The sequence below is a fragment of the Plantactinospora endophytica genome (assembly GCF_016862915.1).
GTDB classification, from domain to species: domain Bacteria; phylum Actinomycetota; class Actinomycetes; order Mycobacteriales; family Micromonosporaceae; genus Plantactinospora; species Plantactinospora endophytica.
In genome coordinates, this window is the sequence record NZ_BONW01000046.1 from 1 (window position 1) to 18295 (window position 18295).

At 71.0% G+C, this 18295-nt stretch carries 11 protein-coding genes; 5 read left to right on the forward strand and 6 right to left on the reverse strand.

The genetic code is table 11. The annotated features are described in order from the left end of the window. Together Pen02_RS37745 and Pen02_RS37750 are read left to right on the forward strand one after the other, a co-directional pair. The coding region (locus Pen02_RS37745; protein WP_203871002.1) for an LPXTG cell wall anchor domain-containing protein at nucleotides 1–532 on the forward strand (532 nt) is incomplete at its 5' end. Nucleotides 533–1004: 472 nt separating this feature from the next. Next, nucleotides 1005–4232: a glycosyl hydrolase family 95 catalytic domain-containing protein gene (locus tag Pen02_RS37750; protein WP_203871003.1), complete on the forward strand. Its 3228-nt coding sequence runs from the start codon at nucleotides 1005–1007 to the stop codon at nucleotides 4230–4232. A gap of 147 nt (nucleotides 4233–4379) precedes the next feature. Here Pen02_RS37750 and katG read toward each other — a convergent pair whose 3' ends face one another. The 5 genes from katG to Pen02_RS37775 all read right to left on the reverse strand — a co-directional run bounded on the left by katG (nucleotide 4380) and on the right by Pen02_RS37775 (nucleotide 15090). Further along, nucleotides 4380–6611, reverse strand: a complete 2232-nt coding sequence (gene katG / locus Pen02_RS37755) for a catalase/peroxidase HPI (protein ID WP_203871004.1) — start codon at nucleotides 6609–6611, stop codon at nucleotides 4380–4382. 330 nt (nucleotides 6612–6941) lie between these two features. Next, the gene (locus tag Pen02_RS37760; RefSeq protein WP_203871005.1) at nucleotides 6942–11930 is read right to left on the reverse strand and encodes a carbohydrate-binding protein; all 4989 of its coding nucleotides are present in this window, start codon (nucleotides 11928–11930) and stop codon (nucleotides 6942–6944) included. Between the two features lie 13 nt (nucleotides 11931–11943). Continuing rightward, entirely contained in the window at nucleotides 11944–12861 is a 918-nt protein-coding gene (locus Pen02_RS37765) for a nickel/cobalt transporter (protein WP_239141939.1), read from the reverse strand. After that, entirely contained in the window at nucleotides 12858–13613 is a 756-nt protein-coding gene (locus Pen02_RS37770; protein ID WP_203871006.1) for a hypothetical protein, read from the reverse strand. The genes Pen02_RS37765 and Pen02_RS37770 overlap by 4 nt, the downstream gene beginning before the upstream one ends. Nucleotides 13614–13920: 307 nt before the next feature. Beyond that, nucleotides 13921–15090 carry a YncE family protein gene (locus Pen02_RS37775; protein ID WP_239141940.1) on the reverse strand — a complete coding sequence of 390 codons (1170 nt, stop codon included), beginning with the start codon at nucleotides 15088–15090 and terminating at the stop codon, nucleotides 13921–13923. 133 nt (nucleotides 15091–15223) lie between these two features. Between Pen02_RS37775 and Pen02_RS37780 the strand changes: the two genes are divergently transcribed. Further along, nucleotides 15224–15484, forward strand: a complete 261-nt coding sequence (locus Pen02_RS37780; RefSeq protein ID WP_203871007.1) for a hypothetical protein — start codon at nucleotides 15224–15226, stop codon at nucleotides 15482–15484. Nucleotides 15485–15739: 255 nt separating this feature from the next. Here the strand turns inward: Pen02_RS37780 and Pen02_RS37785 are convergent, their stop codons facing one another. Continuing rightward, nucleotides 15740–16450 carry a peptidylprolyl isomerase gene (locus tag Pen02_RS37785; RefSeq protein WP_239141941.1) on the reverse strand — a complete coding sequence of 237 codons (711 nt, stop codon included), beginning with the start codon at nucleotides 16448–16450 and terminating at the stop codon, nucleotides 15740–15742. A 210-nt stretch (nucleotides 16451–16660) separates the two neighbouring features. Here Pen02_RS37785 and Pen02_RS37790 point away from each other — a divergent pair, with 210 nt between their 5' ends. Beyond that, nucleotides 16661–17578, forward strand: coding sequence for an ABC transporter ATP-binding protein (locus Pen02_RS37790; protein ID WP_203871009.1), 918 nt, complete (start codon nucleotides 16661–16663; stop codon nucleotides 17576–17578). Continuing rightward, the gene (locus Pen02_RS37795; protein ID WP_203871010.1) at nucleotides 17575–18294 is read left to right on the forward strand and encodes an ABC transporter permease; all 720 of its coding nucleotides are present in this window, start codon (nucleotides 17575–17577) and stop codon (nucleotides 18292–18294) included. Before Pen02_RS37790 ends, Pen02_RS37795 begins: the two co-directional genes overlap by 4 nt. Nucleotide 18295: the final 1 nt, after the last annotated feature.

The window sequence follows — 18295 nt, forward strand, 5'->3', positions numbered from 1 at the left end:
GCCCCCCGCGAACGAGCCGGGCAACGAGCAGCCGGCAGGTGGCAACCCGGGTGGCGGCCAACCGCCGGCCGGCAACCCCGGCAACGAACAGCCGCCCGCCAACCAGCCCGGTAACGAACAGCCGCCGGCCAACCAGCCCGGCAACGAACAGCCGCCGGCCAACCAGCCCGGCAACGAGCAGCCGCCCGCCAACCAGCCTGGCAACGAGTCCCCCGACCAGGAGCAGCCGGGTGGCGGCCAGGGGCCGGCCGGGCAGAAGCCAGAGCCGGAGAAGACGGGCAACGGCTCGAACCGTCCGACGGCGGCACCCACCGAGCCGGCGACGGAGGAGCAGCCGAAGACGGACGACAAGAACGTCGCCCAGGGCCCGCCGGTCACTCCTGCCGCCCAGGCGGAGACGTCCGGTGGCGGTGGCGGGTTGGCCCTGACCGGTGCCAACACGATCGCCTTCCTCGGCGTCGGCCTGGCACTGCTCGTCGCCGGTGCGGCCTTCCTCTTCCTCAGCCGTCGGCGCCGGACGGTACGACGCTGATGCGGAGCCGGATGCGGCACCGACGCGGATCGGCGCCGACCACGGTACGGAGGCGGACCCCGGTCGGCAGGTAGCAGGTAGCACGACAGGTGCGGCCCCTGGCAGGGGTTACGGAGACCCAAGTCTTCGTGGCTCCCGGTCAGGGGCCGCACCTTTGCGTCCGCCACCAGCCACTTTGGTCGGTCGCCGGGCATTCCTCCGATGTATCGCCGTTCCAATCTTGCGGCCACCCTCGACGGGATACATCTTTGTCTCTACCCTGACATGTGCCATTAACCTTCGACGGCGCCATCCCGACCGGCGTACTCGAAGGCCAGCAGCCGGCGACCCCACCACCGTGCCACCGAGGTCGCTCGTGACCCACCATCCCGTCCGGCCGCAGCCCACAGGGGGACAACCTCGTGACAGGCTTCCTCTATCCCACAGTCATCCGATCTATCCGTCCACTTGCGTCGACGAGCGGAGGTGCCCGATGAGACGTACCGTCGCCGTCCTGCTCGCCCCGGTGCTGGCTGCCGGGGTCGTCGCCGTCGTCAGCGCGGCCGGCCCGGCCAGTCCGGCGTTCGCCGCCTCCGATCCCGCCCTCGCGCTCTGGTACGACGAACCGGCCACCGACTGGGAGACCCAGTCCCTGCCGATCGGCAACGGCGCGATGGGCGCCAGCGTCTTCGGCGGCATCCAGTCCGAGCGCCTGCAATACAACGAGAAGACGCTCTGGACCGGCGGTCCGGGGGACGGCAACTACAACAACGGCAACTGGACCTCCCCCCGCCCGACGGCGATCGACGACGTGCAGGCGATGATCGACAGCCAGCAGCGGGTCGCGCCGGCAACGGTGGCGAGCCGACTGGGCCAACCCAAGGTCGGCTTCGGCGCGTACCAGAACTTCGGCGACGTCTACCTCGACATGACCGGTACGCCCGCCTCGGTCGCCAACTACCGCCGGGAGCTGGACATCGCCGAGGCGACCGCCCGGGTCAGCTACGACACCGGCGGCGTCACCTACCGCCGGGAGTTCATCGCCAGCCATCCCCGCAATGTGATCGTCACCCGGTTGACCGCGAGCCAGGCCGGCCGGGTCTCGTTCGTGCTGCGGCACGTCGCGCCCCGGTCCGGCGCCACCACGACGGTCAGCGGCGACCGGATCACCATCCGGGGCGCTCTCTCCAACGGCCTGCGCTACGAGTCGCAGCTCCGGGTGATCCTGGAGGGCGGCACCCGCACCAACGGCACGGACCGGATGACGGTCAGCGGGGCCACCAGCGCGACGATCGTGCTCGCGGCGGGCACCAACTACGCGCCGACGTACCCGAGTTATCGCGGCGCGGACCCGGCCCAGAAGGTGACCGCGGCGGTCGACGGCGCGGCCGGCCAGGCGTGGGGCACGCTGTGGAGCCAGCACGTGGCCGACTACAAGGCGCTGTTCGACCGGGTGAAGCTCGCCATCGGCGGGCAGATGCCGAACATCCCGACCGACAACCTCCGGTCGGCCTACACCGGCGGGTCCAGCGCCGCCGACCGCGCGCTGGAGATGCTCTTCTTCCAGTACGGCCGCTACCTGCTGATCGCCTCGTCCCGGGCCGGCTCGCTGCCGGCGAACCTCCAGGGCGTCTGGAACAACTCCAACAGTCCGCCCTGGTCCGCCGACTACCACGTGAACATCAACCTCCAGATGAACTACTGGCCGGCGGAGATCACCAACCTGGCCGAGACCACGGGACCGCTGTTCGACTACATCGACTCGATGCGCGCCCCGGGCCGAACCACGGCGCAGAACATCTACAACAACTCGCCCGGCTGGGTGGTACACAACGAGACGAACCCGTACGGCTTCACCGGCGTACACGACTGGGCGAGTTCGTTCTGGTTCCCCGAGGCGGGCGCGTGGCTGGCCCAGCACCTCTACGACCACTACCTGTTCACCCGGGACACCGCCTTCCTGCGCGACCGGGCGTACCCGGTGCTGAAGGAGCTGACCCAGTTCTGGGTGGCGAACCTGCACACCGACCCGCGCGACAACCGGCTGGTCGTCTCGCCCAGCTACTCGCCGGAGAACGGCGACTTCACCGCCGGTGCGTCGATGTCGCAGCAGATCGTCTGGGAGCTGTTCAGCAACACCATCGCGGCCAGCAGCACGCTCGGGCTGGACGCCGACAGCCGTACGCAGTGGCAGTCGACGCTGAACCGGCTCGACCCGGGGCTGCGGATCGGCTCGTGGGGGCAGCTCCAGGAGTGGAAGGGCGACTGGGACAGCCAGTCCGACACGCACCGGCACGTCTCGCACCTGTTCGGCCTGCATCCGGGCCGGCAGATCTCCGCGCTGACCAACACCGACTACGCCAACGCCGCCCGGGTCTCGCTGAACGCCCGGGGTGACGGCGGCACCGGCTGGAGCAAGGCGTGGAAGATCAACTTCTGGGCCCGCCTGCGGGACGGCGACCGCGCACACAAGCTGCTCCGCGAGCAACTCACCGGGAGCACCCTGGCCAACCTCTGGGACACCCACCCGCCGTTCCAGATCGACGGCAACTTCGGCGCCACCTCCGGGGTCACCGAGATGCTGTTGCAGAGCCAGGTCGGCGTCGTCGACGTGCTGCCGGCGCTGCCGTCGGCGTGGTCGACCGGCTCGGTCACCGGGCTGCGCGCCCGGGGCAACGTCACCGTCGACGTCGAGTGGGCCAACCGGAGCGCGACCCGGATCACCATGGCGGCCGGCAGCAGCGGAAACCTGACCGTCCGCAACCCGATCCTGGCCACCGCCGACGTGGTCGACCTGAGCACCGGGCAGGTCGTACCGGTCACCCGCAACGGCCAGCAGGTCACCTTCGCCGCCGTGGCGGGGCGCAGCTACCGGGCCACTGCCGGCTCGCAGCCGCCGCCTACCGGGCGGATCCAGGCCGAGGCGTACTCGGCGCAGTCCGGCACCCAGAACGTCTCGGACGCGGGCGCCCGGGGCGGCGTCAAGGTCGGGCACATCGAGAGCGGCGACTGGCTCGGGTACGCCTCGACCAACGCGTCGGGCCGGACCGGGATCACCGCCCGGGTCGCCTCCGGTGGCCCCGGCGGGCAGATCCAGGTCCGCACCGGATCGGCGACCGGTCCGGTACTCGGCACGCTGACCGTCCCGAACACCGGCGGGTACGGCACCTTCACCGAGGTCTCGACCTCGTTGACCAGCGGGTCGGGTCCGGTGTTCCTGGTCTTCACCGGCACCGGCGGCGGGCTGTTCGACGTGGACGAGTTCGAGCTGACCGGCACCGGCAACCCACCGCCGGGGACGAACCTGGCGCTGAACAAGCCGGCGACCGCCGACAGTTCGTGCGCGACGACCGAGGGACCGGAGAAGGCGGTGAACGGCAGCGTCTCGGGCGGCTGGAGCGACAAGTGGTGCTCGAACGGGTCGTCGAAGTGGTGGCGGGTCGACCTCGGCACGGCGAGCACCGTCGGCCGGTTCGTCGTACGGCACGCGGGGGCGGGCGGGGAGAACACCGCGTACAACACCCGCGACTTCGACATCCAGGTCTCCACCAACGGCAGCACCTGGACGACGGTGTCGTCGCCGCGCGGCAACACCGCCAACGTCAGTACCCACACCATCACGCCGGTGAGCGCCCGCTACGTACGCGTCAACGTGCTGGCTCCGGGCACCAACGGCGACAACACCGCCCGGCTGTACGAGTTCGAGGCGTACCCGAGCTGACCCACCCGGGACGACGGACGGCCCGGCTCGATCGGATCGAGCCGGGCCGTTCCGGGCCGGCCCTCGCGGGCCGGCCCGGCTGCCGTGACCAGGGCGACGTTGCCGTGATCGGGCGCTACTGCGGTGTCCGGGTGGCGCTGTCGGAGATCAGGCGATCTCGAAGCGGTCCAGTTCCATCACCTTCACCCACGCCGCGACGAAGTCGTGCACGAACTTCTCCCGGGCGTCGTCGCTCGCGTAGACCTCGGCGAGCGCACGCAGTTCGGAGTTCGAGCCGAAGACGAGATCGGCGCGGGTACCGGTCCACCTGACCTCGCCGGTGGCGGAGTCCCGCCCCTCGAAGGTGGTCTGGTCCTCGGAGGTCGCCTGCCACGTCGTACCCAGGTCGAGCAGGTTGACGAAGAAGTCGTTGGTCAGCGACCCGGGGTTGGTGGTGAGGGCGCCGAGCGGCGACTGCCCGTGGTTCGCACCCAGCACCCGCAGACCGCCGACCAGGACGGTCATCTCCGGCGCGCTCAGGGTCAGCAGGTTCGCCCGGTCGACCAGCAGGAACTCGGCCGGCAGCCGGTGGCCCTTGCCGAGGTAGTTGCGGAACCCGTCCACCGTCGGCTCCATCGCCGCGAAGGACTCCACGTCGGTCTGCTCCTGCGACGCGTCCGTACGCCCCGGCGTGAACGGGACCTCGACCGCGTACCCGGCGGTCTTGGCCGCCTGCTCGACCGCCGCCGAACCGGCGAGGACAATCAGGTCGGCGATCGAGATCTTCTTCCCGCCGGTCTGCGCGGCGTTGAACGCCTGCTGGATCCCCTCCAGGGTGTGCAGCACCCGGGCGAGCTGGTCGGGGTCGTTGACCTCCCAGCCGCTCTGCGGTTCGAGGCGGATCCGCGCCCCGTTGGCGCCACCGCGCTTGTCGCCGCCCCGGAACGTCGAGGCCGACGCCCAAGCGGTGGAGACCAGCTCGGAGACGGTCAGCCCGGCGGCGAGGATCTGGCCCTTGAGCGCGGCGACGTCGGCGGCGTCGACCAGCTCGTGGTCCACCGCCGGGATCGGGTCCTGCCAGATCAGCGTCTCGGTCGGGACCTCCGGGCCGAGGTAGCGCACCACCGGACCCATGTCGCGGTGGGTCAGCTTGAACCAGGCCCGGGCGAAGGCGTCCGCGAACTCGTCCGGGTTCGCCAGGAACCGCCGCGAGATCTGCTCGTAGACCGGGTCGAACCGGAGCGCGAGGTCGCTGGTCAGCATCCGCGGCTCGCGGTGCTTCGACGGGTCGTACGCGTCCGGCACCATGTCGCTGCCCGCGCCGTTCTTGGGACGCCACTGGTGCGCGCCGGCCGGCGACTGCATCAGTTCCCACTCGTACCCGAACAGGATGTGGAAGAACTCGTTGTCCCACCGGGTCGGGTGGTAGGTCCAGGTGACTTCGAGACCGCTGGTGATGGTGTCCGCACCCTTGCCGGTGCCGAAGCTGTTCTTCCAGCCCAGGCCCTGCTCCTCGATCGAGGCACCCTCGGGCTCGGCGCCGACGTTGTCGGCCGGGCCGGCACCGTGGGTCTTGCCGAAGGTGTGGCCGCCGGCGATCAGCGCGACCGTCTCCTCGTCGTTCATCGCCATCCGGCGGAACGTCTCCCGGATGTCCCGGGCCGAGGCGATCGGGTCCGGGTTGCCGTTCGGGCCCTCCGGGTTGACGTAGATGAGACCCATCTGGACCGCCGCGAGCGGGTTCTCCAGCTCCCGGTCACCGGTGTAGCGGGAGTCACCGAGCCAGGTGGTCTCCGGACCCCAGTAGACGTCCTGGTCGGGCTCCCAGACGTCGGCCCGGCCACCGGCGAAGCCGAAGGTCTTGAAGCCCATCGACTCCAGGGCGACGTTGCCGGCGAGGATCATGAGGTCGGCCCAGGAGAGGCTCTGGCCGTACTTCTTCTTGACCGGCCAGAGCAGCCGGCGGGCCTTGTCCAGGTTGCCGTTGTCCGGCCAGCTGTTCAGGGGTGCGAAGCGCTGCTGCCCGGCTCCGGCGCCGCCGCGACCGTCGCTGATCCGGTACGTGCCGGCGCTGTGCCAGGCCATCCGGATCATGAACGGGCCGTAGTGGCCGTAGTCGGCCGGCCACCAGTCCTGGGAGGTCGTGATGACCTCCGCGATGTCCTGCTTCACGGCGGCCAGGTCGAGGCTCTTGAACGCCGTGGCGTAGTCGAACTGCTCGCCGAGCGGGTTACCCACGGCCGGGTTCTTGGCCAGGATCTTCAGGTTGAGCTGGTTCGGCCACCAGCCGCGGTTGCCGCCGCCCTGGGTGGGGTGCGGGGCGCGTCCGTGCGCGACCGGGCAGCGGGACTCGCTGCCCGCCTCCGCGTCGTGGACGATCGCGTCGTGGTTTTCGGACATCTGGTTCCTTCCGTGACTTCGCGGATCGAAGGGTTCAGGACCGGCCGGCGGTGAGCGCGTGCAGCGAGTCGCAGACGGGCACCGCGACCCGGGGACGGGTCACCCGCAGCGCGGCTCCGCGCAGCAACTGCGGGAAGTCCAGGGTCGCCACCACGCACCGAAGTCTGGCCACTGATCTGGAATCAGTCAAGAATATGGGCGCGATGTCACCCCGGGATCTCACCCCGCCGACGTCGCCCCGCACGAACCACGCCGGCCCGGAACCCTATCGGTTCCGGGCCGGTCGTGTGGCACCGCTACCTGATCAACTGGCAGGGGTACGGCGTCCGGCTACCTGATCAACTTCCAGGGGCCGTTCGGGTCACCGGGTGCCTGGTTCCGGGTGTACCACTTGGCCTCGTACACGTGGCTCCGGTACGTCACCCGGTCGCCGGCCTGGTAGACCGTGGTCGGCGTCCAGGCCGCCGGGCTGCCGTCCGGCGGCGGCGGGGCGATCTCCTCCCAGGCACCGTTCGGGTTCCCCGGCGCCTGGTTCCGGGTGTACCAGCGGGCTCGGAAGATCTTCCCGTCGTGCGTCACGGTGTCACCGGCGTCGAAGATCCGGGACGCCGTCCAGACGGTCACCCCCGCCTCGGTCATGGCCAGTTCCTGCCACGGGCCGTTCGGGTCGCCCGGCTTCTGGTTCTTCGCGTACCAGGAGGCCAGGTAGACCCGGCCCTGGTGGCTGACCCGGTCACCGCTGTCGTAGACCTTCGACGCGCTCCAGGCCGGCGGCAGCTTCACCGTCACGGTGCCGCTGCCCTGCGCCGCGTCCAGCAACTCGCTGCCGGAGTACGACGCGGTCAGCCGGTGCTCGCCGCCCACGAGGCCGACCGGCAGGGTGAAGGTCGCGGCGCCGTTCGCCAGGGTGGCCGAGCCGCGCATCGTGCTCCCCTCGCGCAACTCCACGGTGCCGGTGACCGGAGCGGTGCCGGCGGCGACCCTGACCGTCACCGTCGCCGCCGTACCCCAGTCCACTGTCGCCGGGCTGACGGTCACCGTCGGCGCACCCTTGGCGGTACGGAACACCGCCGGCTGGGCCACCGCCGTACCGTCGTCGGCACTGCGGGCCGAGACGATCCAGGCGTACGAGGTGCCCGGCAGCAGCCCGCCCCAGTTCACCGTGGCGGTGCCGTTCGCGGGTACCTCGTCGGTGCCGATCACCCCGGACGGCACGTACGCGGCCAGCGAGTCGGTGTTGAACGAGGTCTTCCGGCTGGTGATGTCGACCGGCAGCGTCAGGTTGTCCTCCGCACCGTTGTAGCGCGGCGTGGTCTGGCTGCCGTCGGCCCGGATGTCGTACTCGGTCGCGCCGAAGTTCTCCAGCAGCGGCGAGTACGTGTCGATGGACATCTCGGCCCGGTCCACGTCGAACTGCATCAGGCGCAGGAAGCTCGCCCCGAACTGCAACCGGTCGGTGGCTTTGTGGTCCACCTTCCCGTCCCGGTTCAGGTCGATGTTGCCGGCGGCGTCGACCAGGTCGGGCCAGAGTTCGCCGGCCGACACCGTGTAGAACTGGTAGTCCGCCAGCAGCTCGACCACGTCGTGCGTCACGGTGACGCCGACCTTCGTCTTCAGGTTGGTGCCGACGCCGTGCTCGTGCCCGGCGAGTACCAGGAAGACGTTGGGGTTGTTCTCGACGACCAGCTTGTAGAGCGGCGAGCCGTCCGGGGCGGAGAAGGCCGCGCCCCGGCCGTCGGGGTTCGTCGACGGCTTCAGGTAGTCGTGCGAGAGCAGGATGCCGTTGCGGTCCTTGTAGCGCTTGAAGACCGAGTCGGCCCAGCGGGCCTCCTCCGGCGTCACCCCGTAGGACAGCCCGACGGCGACGAAGTCCAGGCCACCGGCGGTGAAGAGGACGTAGTTGTTCTGGTTGTCCCGGCCCGGCGTGACGCTGCCGTCGGGGTTCGTCACCTCGTCCCAGGCGTGGTACTCGGCGCCCGCCGGCCAGCCCCGTGCGACCTGGTAGTACCGGTCGGCGCCGAAGGTCCGGCTGAACCGGGAGTCCGGGCCGGTCTCGGCACCGAGCTGGTTGTCGTGGTTACCGGCGATGACCTGGTTGACCACGCCCTTGTCGTCGAGCACCCGCTGGTATTCGGAGGCACGCGAGAACTCCCGGTCGACCTGCTCGTTCAGGCCGGGCCGCTGCAACGAGCCGTCCGCGTTCTTGGCCAGCGGGTCGTAGTAGTCGTTCTCGATGATGTCGCCGGTGTGCGCCGTGTACGCGATCTTGCGCCCCGCCGCGTTGTCCGCGATCCACTGCGTCTGGCTCCGGTACGCGGCGGCGAAGATCGCCTGCTCCTCGGCGGTCTGGATGTCGGACGGCTCGGCCCGACCGTCGAAGTCGTCGTACGTGCCGCCGGCCGCGCCCTCGGCCAGGTACTGGGTGTCGGTGAAGTGCGCGAGCGCGAAGTCGTACGTCGCCGGGTCCTCGAACCGGTCCTTGTCGTTCTGTGCCGACGAGTCACGCGGGGAGAGGTCGTCGGCGAACGGGTCCTCGCCGGTGACCAGCACGTGCACGGTACCGCCGGTCCGGTGCCCCGGCTCCAGCGGTGCGGTGAGCACGGTGCTCTGCCCGGCCTGTCCCCGGGAACTGGTCAGCACCACCCACTTCCTGGCGGCCGGGTCCCAGACCCGCAGCGCCACCACCCGCTTCGGGTCGGCCGTACCCTCCCAGCGCAGGATCGGGGTCGCGGAGGTGGCGCCGAGCGGCACGTCGTACCGCTGGAACACCACGTCGCGGCTGGACGGGGTGTCGATGGTCCGGCCGTCGAGCGGGCGCAGCGAGGCGACGTCGACGGTCCGGTCGTGCGCCACGTCCAGCGTGGTCGGCACGGCGGACGCCTCGCCCTGGTAGCCCGCCGTCGGCAGCACCAGGTCCGCCCTGGTGAAGGTGGCGGTCAGCGGTACCCCGTCCTCGCCGGGAATCTTCGCGGAGAGGGTGGCCGACGGCGCGTTCCCACCCGCGACGGCCGCGCCCAGTTCGGTCGGTACGTCCGGGATGCTCGCGCTGGTGAACCGCACCTCCCGGGTTGCGGTGTTGCCGAGCGTGTCGGTGGCGGTCACCGCGATGGTGTGGTCGCCGGCCGGCAGGCCGTGGCCGATCTGGTCGCCCTGGGCGACCGGCCTGCCGTCCAGGGTGATGGTCGGGGTGCCGGCCACCCCGGTGGCGTCGGCGATCTCGACGTCCAGTGCGACGGTCGCGGTCAGCCGCTGGCCCTGCGCCGGCACGCTGCTCTCCACCACCGGCGCGGTGTTGTCGACGGTGAACTGCCGGGTCGAGGTCTTGTCGCCGACGACGGCCCGGATGGTGTGCGCGCCGTCCGCGAGCGCGGTCGTGTCGACGTCCGCCCGCTTGCCCAGCGCCGGCAGCGCGGAGCCGTCCTCGGCGGTGACGGCGAACAGCACCGTCTTGGTCAGGGCGGCGTTGTGGCTGCTGCCGCAGGTGCCGTCGCCGATGTGCACGGTCACCGGCGAGCCGACCGGGTAGCTGGTCGAGCCGATGGTGACGGTGGTCCCGGCGATCATCCGGGTCAACTGGGTCGCCTTGCCGGCGACCGGGGCGAGCGCGAAGTCCCGCAGGGTGAAGTCGTCGTAGTTGTCGCAGCCGCCCGGCCTGGCGCTGCCGTGGTCGCTGCCGGCGACGAACTCCAGCACGTTGACGCCGGGGACCAGCCACTCGTTCGGGAACGCGAGGTCGGCGACCTCCTTCTCCCAGACGCCGAGGTCCAGCGGGATGCCGTTGATTAGCACCTTGTTGTCGAAGCCGTTGTCGGCACCGTTGCCGCCGACGAAGACCTTCAGGTGCGCGTCGCCGCCGCTGCCCAGGGTGTCGATGGTCCGGGTGGTCGGGGCACCGTCGACGGTGAAGTGGAACTCGGCCTCCTTGTTGGGGCCGCAGGTGCCGTCGCCGAGCGCGAGCGAGGCGTCGGTGGTCGCCGTCTTCGTCACCGTCGACCCGGTGGTGGTGACCAGGTACGTCGTGCCGGCCGTCACCGTGCCCGGCGTGCTCAACGCCAGGCTGACCGAGCTGCGGGTCACCCGGAAGTCGTCGTGGTTCGGGCAGGTCGCGCCGTTGGCGGTGCCGTTGTAGTCACCGGTCTTCAGCTCGACGACGTTGTCCCCAGGCCTCAGGAACCGGGTCGGGAAGTCGAGGCTGACGTACGCGGCGCCGCTGACGGCGTAGTCGCCGCCCAGCTCGACCCGGTTCCCGTTCACCAGTACGTAGTTGTGGTACTTCGCCTCCATCGAGTTGCCGGCCTCGACCGTGAGGCCGAGCGTCGCCGTACCGGCGGCGAGCGTCTCGGCGTTCTCCGCCGGCCGACCGTCGATGGCCAGCGACTCGACGCTGTCGGTGCTGCCGTTCGGCAGCGCCGCGATCACCGGCCGGGTACCCCGGACCAACGCGCCGTCGGCCGGGGTCAGCTTTGCCGAGCCGGGAGCGGCGTTGTTCACCTCGACGGTGACGCTCCGCTTCGCACCCGACCGGCTGGTCGCGACGACGGTGTGCCGGCCGTTGTCCAGCTTGGTGGTGTCGAGGTCGGCGGTCAGCCCGGCCGTGCTGCCCGGCTCGCCGGAGACGACGAAGGTGAGATCCTGGCGCAGCAGGTTCCGGCCGCTGCCACAGGTACCGTCGCCGAAGTTGTAGCTGAACAGGTTCTGCTCGCCGTCGGCGACCACCCCGAGCAGACTGAGGTTGATGCTGCTCAGCGGGAAGTCGTCGTAGTTCGGGCAGCGCCCGCCCTCGCCGTACGGGAGCTGCTCGTAGCCGGTCGCGCTGGTGTTGGTGGTGTCGACCCAGGCCCAACCGGCGTTCACGGTGACGGTGTTGGTGCCGGAGCGCAGCCAGTCGCCGGGGAAGGCGAGGCTGCCGCTGTTCCCGCCGGGGATGGTCGGGAAGTAGATCCGGTCCGCCTCGGCGGTGCGGCCGTTGACGGTGAGGTAGTTGCGGTAACGCGCCTCGGTGCCGTTGCCGCCCATGTCAAAGCCGAAGTGGGCGGTGCCGGCGGTCCGGTCGGCGTCGATCGTCTCGCCGTCGACCGCGATGCCGACCACCGAGTCGTCCTCGCTGGTGGGCTCGGCGGTGACGGTCACCGTACCGTCCAGGGTCTGCCCGTCGGTCAGGTTGAGGCTCGGCGTTCCGGCGACGGCCGGCGGCGGCGGTTCCTCCGCCACCGCCGCCGGCGGAACCAGTGCCGGCCCGGTCGCGGCGACCAGCGCGACGACGAGTACGGGCCAGAGCGCGCGCAGGCGTCTGACGCCCACCCGCGATTGGGATGTCATGACGGGTTTCTCCTTATGTGACAGCGGTGAGGTGGATCGCCGCGACTGTGGTGAGGCCGACGCCGAAGACGGTGATGCCGACGGCGGCGAGTACCGGGGCCAGCCGGGAGGCGTGGCGCAGCAGGGAGTGCGAACGCGCACCCCGGAGGACGAGCGAGTTGCCGGCCAGGGCGAGCAGGCCGACGCCGAACAGCACCACGGCCATCCCGACGCCGAAGGTCAGCACCAGCAGCAGGGCGAAACCGGCCCGCCCGAGGAACAGCCCGGTGACCAGGACGAGGAACGCGGCCGGGGACGGCGTGAGCCCGCCGGACATGCCGAGCAGGACGAGCCCGGGGCGTTTGCCGTGCTCGTGGCTGTGCTGGTCCCCGGGTGGATGGTGGTCGTCGCGGAGACTGTCGAGCTGCCCCGCCCGTGCGCCCACGGGGTGGCCGGGCTGCTGTCCGTGCGAGTGGGAGTGGTGGTGGTGCGGGTGGGTGTGGTGGTGGTGCGGGTGGCCGGCGTTGTGCAGGTGGCGGCGTACCAGCCAGAGGCCGGTGGCGACGACCAGCAGGCCGGCGACCAGTTCCAGCCAGGTGGTCAGCTCCGGCATCCGGATCACGTCGGAGAGGGACAGGAACGTCCAGGCCAGCGCGATCACCAGTACCGAGATGGTGTGCATGGCCGCCACCGAGCCGCCCAGCCAGGCGGCGTCCCGGACCCTGCCCCGCGATCCGACGAGGTAGGCGGCGGCCAGGCTCTTGCCGTGCCCCGGCGTCACCGCGTGACCGGCTCCGGCGAGGAAGGCGAGCGCGAACGCCACCGGCGGCACGCCCGGCCCGGAGACCAGACCCTGTAGCCGGTCGGAGAGGTCGGCGGCTTGGACGACGGTGGTCTGGATGACGGTGGTGGCCTGGTTGGCGGCGGCCTGGATGGTGAGGCTCGTGCTCATGCGGGCTGTCCGGAACGCCCGCTCGGCAGCGCCTCGGCGGCGGCCCGACGTCGGCGGGTCGACCGGCGGAACAGCAGCAGCCCGCCGACCGCGACCAGCACCACCCCGCCGAACACGGCGCCGAGCTGGACGGCAGCGCTGCGTCCGAGCTGCTGTTCCGGACCGCCGGCAGCCGGCGGGCCTTCGGGTACGCCGGCCGGCGCCGCCGCCTCGCCGAGCACCCAGTCGTGCGACTCCCTGCCCGACTCGTACACCGCTCGGGCGCCGTTGGGGCCGCTGGCCAGCGTCCGGTACGCCGGATGGAGGTCGGTCAACGTCCGGACCGTGACGGCAACCCTGCCGGCCGGGCCGGAGCAGGTGTAGTCGAGGGTGACGCCACTCCTGGCCAGGTCAGCCGGCGGCTGGACGGAGCCGGTGCACGGCTGCCCGGCGCTGGTGACCGTGATCTGCCTGAGCAGGTACTCGGTGAACCGGCCGGAGGCGGTGAGTGCGGCCGAGTCCGAGTCCTGGTAGAAGACGGCGCCGTCGAGCATCACCCGGTCCTGCGGCAGCAGGCCGAGCGAGACCGCGAGCAGGGTCAGGTCGTCGAGCCCGCCGACCTTCCAGCGGACGTGTACGACCTCGGGGCGCTGCTGGTCGGCGGCGATGGCGACGGTCTGTGGATCGCCGAACGGGTGCGCCTGCGCCGGGACGGGCGCGCTGAACAGGGCTGCCGCGAGAGCCGACAACGCGAGCGTGGACGCCGACAGCATGCGGGCGCCGACTCGGTTACGGCGCGGCCGACGTCCGCGTGGGGGCAAGGACAACGCTCCGGGGTGTACGGTCTGCGGCGCGCTGAAGGCGCGATCGGACAGCCACTCTGCCGGGCTTCCGCGAACCCGCCGGCCTGGTCCAGTGACCGGCAGGCGAGGTCGACGTGAACAGTTAGTTGATCAACTCCCTACCCACCTCGGACGGGTACCCCGAGATGACCCGGCCCTACAGGCCAGGCTCTTCGATATCTTCCGGGCTGCCGGATGCCGCCGGGCTTGCCGGATGCCAGGCGTCCTGAGGGTCCGGCTATCGGATGTTGGCGGTGTGCCCGAGGGAATAGCGGCCGGGCTGCGGCCAGATCGTCAGACCGTGCGGGCCACGGCCGACCCGTATCCGGGCCAACAGCTTCCCGTCCTTGGTGCTGATGGCGTACACCTCGTCGTGGTAGCGGCCGGAGAGCCAGAGGGTCTCGCCGTCTGCGGAGAGGCCGCCCATGTCCGGGCTGCCGCCCGGGATCCGCCAGGTGGTCGTCGGCTTCAGGGTGGCCATGTCGAGTACGGTGACGCTGCCCTCGTCGCGGTTGGTCACGTAGCCGAGTTTGCCGTCCCGGCTGAAGTAGATGCCGTGCGCGCCCCTGCCGGTGGGGACGAAGCCGGTCTGCCGGGTGGCCTGGGCGTCGAAGACGTACACGCCGTGCGCGTGCATGTCGGCGACCAGGAAGTTCTGCCCGTCGGGGGTGAGCCGGGTGTCCTGCGGCATCCCGTCCGTCGTCTCGGTCAGGGTGAACTCCCGCAGCTTGTCCAGGCTCACCGTGTCCAGCACCAGCATCCGGTTGGCGAACTCGCAGCTGAACAGCATGATCTTGCCGTCGGCCGAGTAGTCCATGTGGTTGATGCCCTCGCACTCGGGGAACCGCACCGACCGCACCCGCTGCCAACTGGCCATGTCGTAGAAGTCCAGCCGCTGGTACGCCTCGGCGACCACGATGGCCTGCTTGCCGTCCGGGGTGAAGTAGAGGTTGTAGACGTCCTCCAGCATCCGGAACGCGCCGGGTTTGCCGGTGCGCGGGTCGATCGGTACGAGGCCGCCCTCCGGAATCTTGCTGGACGCCACGTAGAGCGTCGTCAGGTCGTACGAGGGCACGACGTGCTGCGGTTCGGGGCCGCCCGGGAAGGTGTCGATCACCCGATGGGTGCTCGGGTCGATCACCGAGACGTCGTTGCTCCTGGTGTTCGGCACGTAGACGAGGGTCCGGTGGCCCTGGAGCTGTTCGCCGAGCATCTCCGGGCCGGCCGCCGCGTACACGTTTCCCGTCGCCCCGTACGGCGGCATCCCGGCGACCAGCGTCCCGAACGGCAACGCGCCCGACGAGCCGCCCCGAGGCGTCGATCGCCGCCGCTCCTCGTCTCCGCCCCGGCAACCGGCCGCGACGAGGAGCAGTACGGCAGGAAGGACGGCGAGATGCAGCCTCATCATTCGGACATTCTAGACATTTATCGTGGCCCTGTGCGCCACATTGAGGGACGCCCCGGCGTGGGTGAACCGGGGCGCAGGCTACGCTTCCGAGGGCGTCGTCCACGCCGCTCCACCGACCATCCCGGAGGCATCGATGCCCGAGACCGCGACGCCGCCGAACGGCGAGCCCGAGGAGGTTTCGGACGGACCCGAGGAGGTTTCGGACGAGCAGTCCGCGTCCGCAGACGATGCCACCCCGGACGCCCCCGTCTTCGCCAACCGGGCCGAACGACGCGCGAAGGGCCGGGGCAGGTCGTCGGCACAGCCGCAGTCGCCGGGCAAGGGCGGCCCGTACCCGGGCGCTCGTGGCTCGGTCCAGGCCCAGCGCCAATGGGGCAACCGCCGCACCGGCTGACGCCGCATCCACCATTACGCCGCCCGGCCCATGACGCCGGTCCGGGCGTCCGGGCGCTCGCCGTTGATCGACCAGCTTCCGCTACCGCTCGGGCAAGTGGCGGAGGCGCTCGCCGGGCTCAGAGTCGGCGGATGACCAGCCCTGGATATGGCGACCTGGGATGCGGTCTGACGGCGAGCGAGTGAACGGCTGAACGCCTGAGCGACCGAGCGACCGAGCGACCGAGCGACCGAGCGACCGAGCGACCGAGCGACGCTAGATCGCCAGGCAGATCTCCGTGCGTAGGGCCGGAGCGCCGTCGACCGGGGCCGGGTCCTCGGCCGTCGGCGCCACGCCGCCCGCCGCGACCCGGTCGAGGGTACGCAGGCCGAGTGGCCGCACGCTGCCGAAGATCGAGTAGTTCGGTCGCAGCGCCGAGTCGGCGAAGACCAGGAAGAACTGGCTGCCGTTGGTGTCCGGCCCGGCGTTGGCCATCGCCAGCACCCCACGGGCGTAGACCTTCCGCTCGCCGGTCGGGTCGGTCGGCGCGGGCGGCAGGTCCGTCGGCAGTTCGTCCTTGTACCGGTAGCCGGGGCCGCCCGAACCCGTACCCGACGGGTCGCCGCACTGCAGCACCTTCAGCGTCGGGTAGGTGGTGAGCCGGTGGCAGATGGTCCGGTTGTAGAACCGGTGCCGCACCAGGTGCAGGAAGCTCTGTACGGTGCACGGCGCCTGCGCACGGTCGAGGGTCAGCGGGACGAGGCCGAGGTTGGTGACCAGAGTGGTCGTCACCGTGCCCCGGTCAGGCGTGTGCCGGGGATCGCGCGGCAACGGGACCGGTCGGGCCGCCGGCTCGTCCGGCGTCTCGGTGTACTGGCAGGGCCCCTTCGTCACCTCCGGCGACGCGGCGGCATGTGCCGGAGCGGCGCCAGCGCCGAGCAGCAGGCCGGCGGTGAGCACCGTGACAGCGATGCGGTGTGGCGCCACGTCATCCTCCATTGACCGGTACGAGTATTCCCACCCGGTTTAACGGACATCGGCGTACTCGTCAAGCAAGGGTGTCGATCGGCGGCGGACCGGCCGACGACGCTCGTCGCGGCACCGGCACGGACCGTCGGCTCTCAGACCAGGGTGGGAGACGAAGTGTGGTCCGCGGTTTGATGACCAGGACCGCCCTTGAGCGGGACCGTGGAGGGCATGACAAGACCACCTCAACTCCCCACGCCCGCCGCGGTGCTCACCGTGGAGCGGCTCACCAAGCGGTACGGCCGGCTGACCGCGGTCGACGACGTCTCCTTCGCCGTCCGGCCTGGCGTCGTCACCGGCTTCCTCGGGCCCAACGGTGCCGGTAAGACCACCATGCTGGCGATGTTGGCCGGCCTGGTGCGCCCGACGTCGGGCCGCGTGCTGCTCGGCGGTACGCCACTGCGGGAACGCTCGCCCGAGGCGCGCACGATCGGCGTGGCGATCGACTCGTGTGGCGCTCACCCGGGCCGCTCGGCCCGCCAACACCTGCGGATCCTGGCGGGGTTCGCCCGGTTGCCCCGGACCCGGGTCGAGGAGGTACTGGCGCTGTCGGGGCTGACCGAGGTGGCCGCTCGACGGGTCGGCACCTTCTCGCTCGGCATGCGCCAGCGGCTGGGGCTCGCCGCTGCCCTGCTGGGAGACCCCGAGGTACTGCTGCTGGACGAACCGGCCAACGGACTCGACCCCGAAGGGATCCGCTGGCTTCGTACGCTGCTGCGGGAGCGGGCCGAGCAAGGCCGGGCGGTGCTCGTCTCCAGCCATCTGCTCAGCGAGGCGGCGCACACCGTCGACGACATCGTCGTGGTACGGCAGGGTCGGGTGGTCCATGCCGGCGCGATCGCCGACCTGACTCCGGCGAGTGGTGTGTGGGTACGCACCGACGAGCCCGGACGGCTCGCGGAGGCAGTCGTCCGGGCAGGTGGCCGGGTGACGCCGGACGTGACCGGTGGGCGGTACCTGATCGACGGCCTGGACGCGCCCACCGTCGCCGAGGCGACCCGCCGGGCGCAGGTGGATCTGCACGAGCTGACGCCGCGGTCCACCTCGCTGGAGGACGTGTTCCTCGAACTGACGGGAGCGCGGTCATGACCTTGATCATCGGTGAGCTGCGCAAACTCCTCACGATCCGGACCGCGCTGTGGTTCGCCCTCGCCTCGGTCGTTCTCGCGGTCCTCAACGTCGTCATCGTCTCGCTCGCCTCCGGCACGCTGGACGAGATCAACGAGAAGCAGGAAGCGCTCGGCGGGATGCCACTGCTCCTGTTGTTCTTCGGCGTGGTGGCCGTCACGGCCGAGTACCGGCACCGCACCGCAGCGCCGGCGGTCCTCGTGTCCGGCCGCGACCCGGGCGCCGTGGTCGCCGCCCGGCTGGGCGCGACCGTGGTCGTCGGACTGGGCCTGGCCGTACTCACGACGGGAGCGTCGTTCGCCCTCGGGGTGCCGATCCTCGCCGCGCACCATCCGGGCCCCGACCTCACGGCGGCACAGTTGATCTCGATGGCAGGCGGCTGCGTCCTCGCCGGCACGCTCTCGGTACTGGTGGGCGCCGCCCTCGGTGGGCTGCTCCGCAACCAGATCGCCGCCGTGGTGGCCGGCATCGTCGTCTATTTCGTCGCACCGTCACTGATCGGGATGATCAGCACCTCGGCGGTCGACTACACCCCCTTCGGCAGCCTCCAGGTGCTCACCCGGGGCGTGCACGGCTCGACACACTCCCTGTCGGCCTCCGCCCTGGCGCTCGCCGCCTGGGCCGTCGGGCTGGCGGTGTTCGCCGTGGTCGCCGAACGGCGCCGGGATCTAGGATGAC